Genomic DNA, 5,349 nt, shown 5'->3' with positions numbered 1-5,349 from the left:
CGGTGATTACGACCCGCGCGCCCTCTTCCGCGCACGCCCAGGCGTGCGCGAGGCCCTGGCCCTGGCCTGCGCCGGTTATGACCAGCACCTTGTATGCGAGTCGTACGGTCATGTCTTGTCACTCCTGAAGTCTGTTCTCGTGGGGGGTGGAACTGCCGGTGCCGGCAAAGGCCGGGGGCGTTCCGGTCGTGTGCACGGGGGATCGGTCGGCAACGCCGTGTCGATTTGTGGGTGACGGGTTGACCTTCGATGCGAGTGAGCCTAATCTCATCTTCCGATTGGTGCAACCAGTCAAACAGAAAAGCAATCAACAACTACTCCGGGTGTCACAGACGGGCATCGACCGATTTGTGTCGAGTGGTACGAGAGGATGACCACATGCCTTTTGAGATCAAACGAGTGCCCATTCACGACCAGGTCCGGGATCACCTCCTGGATCTGATTCGCTCCGGAAGCTTTCCGCGCAACTCCGCGCTTCCACCCGAACGTGAACTCGCCGCGACCCTCGGCGTCTCACGACACTCGTTGCGACAGGCACTCGCATCTCTGGAGACCGTGGGCCTGATCGAGGCCCGCCACGGGTCCGGTGTGTACCTGACCGAGCGCCCATCAGACGAGGCCGTCGTCCGGGTGTCAGATGTCCTCCTCGCGCCGGATCGGTCGCTCGTGGATGTGCTCGAGGCGCGCCTCGCAATCGAGCCGTTCATCGCGGCCACCGCTGCGGAACGCAGGACCGACGACGACATCGCGGACATACGTGCAGGGACCGAGCAGGACGAACGGACCACGGAAGGGATAACCCGCGCTGCGATCGACTTTCATCAGTGGCTTGTGGGAACCACCCGAAATCCGGTGCTGCAGGGCATAATGCGCTCCCTCACAACGGGCGAACACGGCATCGCGGAGCTACTCGCAAAGGAACCGGGCGAAGCCGGTCACTGGCACGTCCACCACGAGGAGTTGATCGATGCGGTCGTCGCAGGCAACGCAGATCTGGCGCGCCGGCTGATGACGGAACATATCGAAGAGATCCTCGCGATCGCCCGTACGGACGTCGGATCAGAGGAGGGTCGAACCCAGTAAGGAGCGCGTATGCCCGGCAATGAGACAGTCGTTTTTCTTCCGGGACTGAACAATTCGTCGTCGGTCTGGCGACAGGTGATTGAAGCATTGCCGGCCGGTATCGGCGGTCGAGCAGTGGATCTCCCACTGCTCGAGGACATCGACTCGATCGCGGACACGGTGGTCGCCGACCTGCCCGAAAAGTTCGTCCTGGTCGGACACTCCTTCGGCGGCTACGTAACTCTCTCGGCGCTTGAGCGGCACCCCGATCGGATCCGGGGCATCGTGCTGGTGAACAGCTCGTGCCGTGCGGACAACGATCAGCAGCGTTCGACCCGGATCGCCCGGATCGAGCAGCTGACTCCGGAGAACTACGAGCAGATTGCGATGTCGGTTGTCGACGTCAGCTATCACCAGGACAGCATCGGCCCCGGCGCCGCTTCGGCGGAACGCCTTCTGGCAGAACGTAGATCGATGCTCCGCGAATACGGCTTCGAGAGGTTTGTCGCGCACAGCCGTGCCGCGGCGCACCGGCCGGATCGCACCGATGTTCTCCGCACCGCGACAGCCCCCGTGTTGGTCGTCGCGGGTGACGACGACCGTGTGATCCCGACCCCCGATCAACAGGCGATGGCACTGGACGTCGGCGCGAGCATGCGGGTACTGGCCCGAGCCGGCCACATGCTCCCCGCCGAACAGCCGGACGCTCTTGCCGACGTCCTCGCCGAATGGCTGCAGAAGCACAGTTCTGCCACGGCCCACTGACTTCTTTCCCGACCGCGCCGGCCGTGAGCCGCCCGCGCGCACAACCCACCGCAGAATCGGAGACCACATGCCCGTCGATACCCCTTTGCCTCAGCACGTCATCACCGGAGACGGTCCCACCACCGTCTTCCTACTGCACGGCGCCTACGGTGACGGACGCTACTTCGATCACACCCGGGACGTGCTCGTCGACGCGGGATACCGGGTCGTGGTCTGGGACTGCCCTGGCTATGCCGGTACCCCGATACCTCAGGACAGCTCGATCGATGCGCATGCACACGCGCTGGCCGACCTCGTCGCGGCCGTCGGCGGTGAGCGCAACGTGCTGCTGGGCCACTCCATGGGCGGTCTCATCGCTCCCCACGCGGCCAACCTGATCGGCGATCGTGTGCACGGGCTCGTTCTGTCCCATACCAGTCCGGGACTCAACACCTTCTCACCGGAGGACCAAGCACGGTTCATAGCCGAACGGATCGACCCGATCGAGGACGGTCGGAGCGTGGCCGAGTACGCCCCCGAGTTGCTCGTGTCGATGATGCGTGAGGGCGCATCGGGACCGCTCGTCCAGCGGGTCGTCGACGTGATCTGTGCGATGTCGACGGACACTTTCAAGGCCTCGATGCGTGCCATCGTGGATTACGACGGCGTCCCGGCGCTGCGCTCGGTTGCGGTGCCCACCCTCGTCATTGCCGGTGAACTCGACTCAGCCTGCCCCCCAGCGGGATTGCGGAGGATCCATGAGCTGGTCACCGACTCGGAGTACCACGAACTCTCCGGCGTCGGGCACTACGGATTCGCGGAGGAGCCGGAAAAGTACGAGCGCATCGTCATCCGTTTCCTTGCCGACCTGACTGCCAGCGCGCACTGAATTCCAACCAACACCAGCAACATCCGAGACTCACGACGATACACCCGGATGGATCGTCGACGTCTCTTCCTCGAGTCCTCGAACGGAGACACCCATGCCCACTCAACACGACCCGGCCCAGACGGCCGCCTCGAGTCAGCGAATCATCCCTCGCCGGGCCCTCGCCTGCCTCGCACTGCCCGCAGTCGTTGGGCTCGCCCTGACCGGTTGCTCGACGAGCGGATCATCGCCCTCCAGCGGTGGCGCCGAGGTCAGTGGTGACACCGTGACCGTCGACAGCTCAGCCTGCCCGCCCGACGCGACGGCCGCCCTCGCCGACGGGGCCGACATTGTCGTCGGTACCTCGCTGGCGATGTCGGGGCCCGCGTCCTCGTCTGCGGTGACGCTCGGCGGAGCCAACGCCTACTTCGACAAGGTCAACGCCGCCGGCGGCGTCGATGGTCACAAGATCCGATTCGAGACGAAGGACGACGCACTCGATCCCGCGCGGGCCGTCGCCAATGTCAAGTCGCTGATCGAACAGGACAAGGTATTCGCGACGATCCTGCAGCTGGGCACACCGCAGTCCCAGGCGACGCGAGCAATGTACGAGAAGAACTGTGTACCACAGCTCTACGTCTCCTCCGGCGCTCCGGACTTCTACGATCCCGCGGCACACCAGTGGTCGACGTCGAACTTCCTGCCCTATGAGGTCTGGGGTCAGGCCACGGTGGACTATCTGACCAAGACCTTCCCGCAGGGAGCAAAAATCGGTGAGCTGGTATGGAATTCGGACACCGGTAAGGCATCGTCCACCGCACTGTCCGAGGCCATAAAGGGCGGAAACGCCACCGTAGTGGCGCAGACCACCCACGACTCGACGGCGGTGTCGCTGAGCAATCAGACCGGCGAGATCCTCGCGGCCTCACCCGACGTCATCGTCGCCAGTACCGGCGGCGCATTCTGCACGCAGCTCGTGTCCGAAGCACGTCGTGCCGGTTTCAAAGGACCGATCATGATGCCGCTTGCCTGCCGAGACACCACTCAGTTCTTCGAGCCTCTCGGTGATCTCGCCACGAATGTCCTCGCGGTGCGCAGCTCGCTCGACCCCGCCAGCACCCGAGATGCCGAGAACGCGGACGTGAAGACGTATCTGGCCGACATGGCCGCCTTCCAGCCGTCGGCCAACGCGCGATCCACGTACGTGGCCGACGGCTATCGCTTCGCGGCCCTCCTGGTCGAACAGCTCGGCCGCGCCGCGAAGTCGGAAGCCGGACTGACCCGGGCTGCCCTGATGGACGCCGTCTGGTCCACCGATACGAACCTGGCGATGAACTTCGACGGCAACAAGGTCGTTGTCAACGGCGCGCGGCCCTATCCGGTCGGGAACGGGACCGTCCTCTCGTATGACGCCTCCGCGAAGTCCTGGACCGACACCGGCGTCGACGTCGTTGCCGGCGCAGGACAGTGACATGGATGTGACGACCAATTCCGACACTGGAGCGACGCCGGCCCTCGAGGTAGTGGACTTGAGTCTGTCGTTCGGTGGTATCCAGGCCCTCGACAGCGTCACCTTCACCGTCACCGCCGGCAGTATCTGTGGGCTGATCGGTCCGAACGGCGCCGGCAAGACCAGTGCGTTCAACATCATGACTCGCATCTACGAACCGAGCAGCGGCTCGGTGCGGCTCTTCGGTGACCACGATCTGCTCTCGGTGCCGGTGCATCGAATTTCCGAGCTCGGTATGGCCCGGACATTCCAGGAGATCGCACTGTTCCCGACGTTGAGCGTTCTCGACAACGTCGCGGTGGGTGTGCGCGGCCCGTCCCGGATCGGCTGGCTGCGCTCCTCAACCGGGATCGGTGCCCGGCGCGCCGAGCGTGAGATCTGTGAGCGCGCTTACGAAGTCCTGTCGGAGCTCGGACTGGCGCACCTCGCGGATCGGCCCGCGGCAGACCTGCCGATCGGCACGCTCAAACGGATCGAACTGGCCCGGGCGCTCGCATCCCGGCCCCGCCTCCTGCTTCTGGATGAACCGGCCAATGGGTTGATCCACAGTGAGGTGGACGAACTCGCAGAAGAGCTCGTCACGCTCCGCGCCCGGCTCGACCTGACGATCCTGCTGGTCGAACACCACATGGGCCTGGTAATGGGGAACTGCGATCACGTCGTGGTTCTCGATCGTGGAGTCAAGATCGCCGACGGTGAGCCGCGTGAAGTCGCGCAGGATCCACGCGTCGTCGAAGCGTATCTCGGAACGAAGGCCGAATGACCATGACGACGAATGAATCGGAACCGGCGGGGCACGTCGAGCAGGACTCGACGACGCAGCCCGCCGCGGACGCGCTGCTCGAGGTCGCGTCGATCCGGGCCGGGTACGGTCCGGTCCCCGTTCTGCACGACGTCTCACTTCGGGTGGGCCGCGGCGAGGTCGTCGTCCTGCTCGGCGCGAATGGTGCCGGGAAGACAACCACCCTGCGTGCCCTGTGCGGCGTGGTCCGCGCCTCGGGCAGTGTCCGGTTCGACGGTGAGGAGTTGGTGGGCCAATCGACACGCACCATCGCGATTCCGCGCCGCGCGATGGTGCCGCAAGGTCGCGGCACCTTCAAGGACCTCAGTGTGCTCGAGAACCTCGCGGCGGGTGCATTCCTGCGCCGTTCCCGTTCGGAAGTCG

General features: G+C 64.9%; 5 protein-coding genes and 1 pseudogene. All 6 read left to right on the top strand.

Going from position 1 to position 5,349, the window contains the following annotated elements; genetic code table 11:
• The first annotated feature begins 249 nt into the window (after positions 1–249).
• Complete coding sequence (locus I0Q12_RS32535) at positions 250–1,083, top strand: FadR/GntR family transcriptional regulator (RefSeq protein ID WP_307846146.1); 834 nt, start codon at positions 250–252, stop codon at positions 1,081–1,083.
• Positions 1,084–1,092: 9 nt separating this feature from the next.
• Positions 1,093–1,827, top strand: coding sequence for an alpha/beta fold hydrolase (locus tag I0Q12_RS09740; protein ID WP_197251731.1), 735 nt, complete (start codon positions 1,093–1,095; stop codon positions 1,825–1,827).
• A 67-nt stretch (positions 1,828–1,894) separates the two neighbouring features.
• Positions 1,895–2,695, top strand: a complete 801-nt coding sequence (locus I0Q12_RS09735; protein ID WP_197251730.1) for an alpha/beta fold hydrolase — start codon at positions 1,895–1,897, stop codon at positions 2,693–2,695.
• Between the two features lie 94 nt (positions 2,696–2,789).
• Entirely contained in the window at positions 2,790–4,145 is a 1,356-nt protein-coding gene (locus tag I0Q12_RS09730; RefSeq protein ID WP_197251729.1) for an ABC transporter substrate-binding protein, read from the top strand.
• A 52-nt stretch (positions 4,146–4,197) separates the two neighbouring features.
• Positions 4,198–4,947, top strand: a complete 750-nt coding sequence (locus tag I0Q12_RS09725; protein WP_307846152.1) for an ABC transporter ATP-binding protein — start codon at positions 4,198–4,200, stop codon at positions 4,945–4,947.
• 74 nt (positions 4,948–5,021) lie between these two features.
• A pseudogene (locus I0Q12_RS09720) lies at positions 5,022–5,349 on the top strand (ATP-binding cassette domain-containing protein); the annotation flags it as partial.

The sequence above is a fragment of the Rhodococcus sp. CX genome, assembly GCF_015865005.1.
In the GTDB taxonomy this organism is placed as follows: Bacteria; Actinomycetota; Actinomycetes; order Mycobacteriales; family Mycobacteriaceae; genus Rhodococcus.
The sequence above is the reverse complement of the archived record's forward strand: the minus strand, read 5'-3'. Positions and strand labels throughout refer to the sequence as shown.